Genomic DNA, 1987 nt, shown 5'->3' on the forward strand with positions numbered 1-1987 from the left:
ACAAAATTGAATACAAAGCCCATACAGTTTTACTACGAGATGAAGAAAAGATTGAACATGCTACGTTAAGTAAAGGACGTTTTATTCTAGCAACCAATCAATTAGATGAAATTGCTCTTAAAGATAGCGAAATATTATCTACTTATAAAGAACAATCTTGTACTGAATCAGGATTTAAGTTTATTAAAGATAACAGTTTTGAAGTAGATTCTATTTTTCTTAANNNCCAAATTCAAACTCCTCCAATTATTGGATTCAACACGACAATGAATGAACAAAAGACGATGGCACATCACAGGTCGTAAATTGGCTTGAAAAATGAGTTAGAATTGCAAGTGAAAGTGTAATTAAATGAATAAATATGAAAGAATTATGACTGACAAGTGAGCAACTGAGATGGTTATTAGAAAAGAGAATAAAAATTTTATTATAAATTTTGATACAGAACATAACAACAATAAAAAACAAATCAATTCTACATTTTGATTTTTAATTTATAGCAAAATTAATATTTATGTTAAAAGGTTGGGTTGGCTTTGGCTAATCATCGTCGTTCGNTACCATGAAGTGGATTTATAAACTCTTTCATGGCGTACATCTACTTAAAATAAAGATAGGTGAACAGTATCATGAAATAGTTCTCAATATGAATGATATACTAAAAAAGATTGTGCAGCATTTTGGACCTATGGCTTGTAGAATATATGATATTGAATATGAAAATATCTAACAGGGCCAAAGGTCTATCTAATGAGGTTATATTTTGATTATATGGAGTAAAAAGCTTAGCAAGAAAAGGAAAATTGCCTCTTTATAGCCCGTTTTTACGAAAATAATAAGGCTAACTCATACGAATCTGTCGCTAAAAAACCTAAAAAGGGGAAAATATATATTTTAAAAATTTTATGCGGAATGTCGGGTTATGGCAGCAAAAATCTTATTATTTATTGATTTTTAGATACTTTTAGTGCATTTTGGATAGACCATTCCCCTAACAACCTCTTAAAATGATATTAGGGGACCTGTATAAGTTATAAGCTATTGCTTCCATAAGATGTTGTGTATGTGTTTTATCAAGACCTATATAGCGGGCTCCCGAACTGCGGAACCAACTTCTTATACTACCAAATACACGCTCTACCTTATAACGCGTCTTAGCTATTAATTTGTTAAACCGCTTAGCGGTAACTGATAAAGGATTATTCTTAGTAGCCTTCTTCTGAATAGCTGATTTTAACTTTTTTTTCTTTAATAATGTTTCATTAGGTAAGCCACTATAGCCCTTACCTGCATATACCCTGCTACCTGGTGGTAAGTTTACTTTATCTAATAAGACCTCTAAATGACCACTATCATGACTAGATGCTTTTGTGGTACTCACGGCTAGCACTAATCCTTCTTTACTTTCTACAAGTATATGCCGCTTATAGCCATAATATAGCTTAGGGCCTTTTTTAGATCAACTTGCTTCTGGATCTACTCCTTTTTGATAACTTTCAGATACGGTTATACTGCCATCTGCATGAAGATCATAACTTTTTTTCCATTTAGGACATCTGGGAGTAGGAGTAATAGAGGCATCGATAATTGCACCATGTTGCACTAATACACCATGATTAGATAGTTGATTATNCTATGGCTTGTAGAATATATGATATTGAATATGAAAATATCTAACAGGGCCAAAGGTCTATCTAATGAGGTTATATTTTGATTATATGGAGTAAAAAGCTTAGCAAGAAAAGGAAAATTGCCTCTTTATAGCCCGTTTTTACGAAAATAATAAGGCTAACTCATACGAATCTGTCGCTAAAAAACCTAAAAAGGGGGAAATATATATTTTAAAAATTTTATGCGGAATGTCGGATATTGGCAGTACGTATGGGTCCATTTATGCAACACCTCTCTATGCCAGAAACGATAGGAGGCCGTTGCAATAGACAATTAAATTTAATCATAAATAATCCACTTTCCCCTCATTGAAAAA

Annotated in this window: 1 protein-coding gene and 1 pseudogene; one reads left to right on the plus strand and one right to left on the minus strand. The window is 32.2% G+C overall.

What is annotated here, in order from left to right; genetic code table 11:
- Positions 1–562 precede the first annotated feature (562 nt).
- Positions 563–730: a hypothetical protein gene (locus tag EDM02_RS05640; RefSeq protein ID WP_184891080.1), complete on the plus strand. Its 168-nt coding sequence runs from the start codon at positions 563–565 to the stop codon at positions 728–730.
- A 261-nt stretch (positions 731–991) separates the two neighbouring features.
- Here the strand turns inward: EDM02_RS05640 and EDM02_RS01625 are convergent.
- Positions 992–1630 (minus strand): annotated as a pseudogene (locus EDM02_RS01625) (IS5 family transposase); the annotation flags it as partial.
- Positions 1631–1987 lie beyond the last annotated feature (357 nt).

It is taken from the genome of Candidatus Cardinium hertigii (assembly GCF_003788695.1).

Excerpts from the sequence above, each read along its gene's own strand:
- EDM02_RS05640 (WP_184891080.1), top strand. The coding sequence starts at position 563 with ATGAAGTGGATTTATAAACTCTTTCATGGCGTACATCTACTTAAAATA.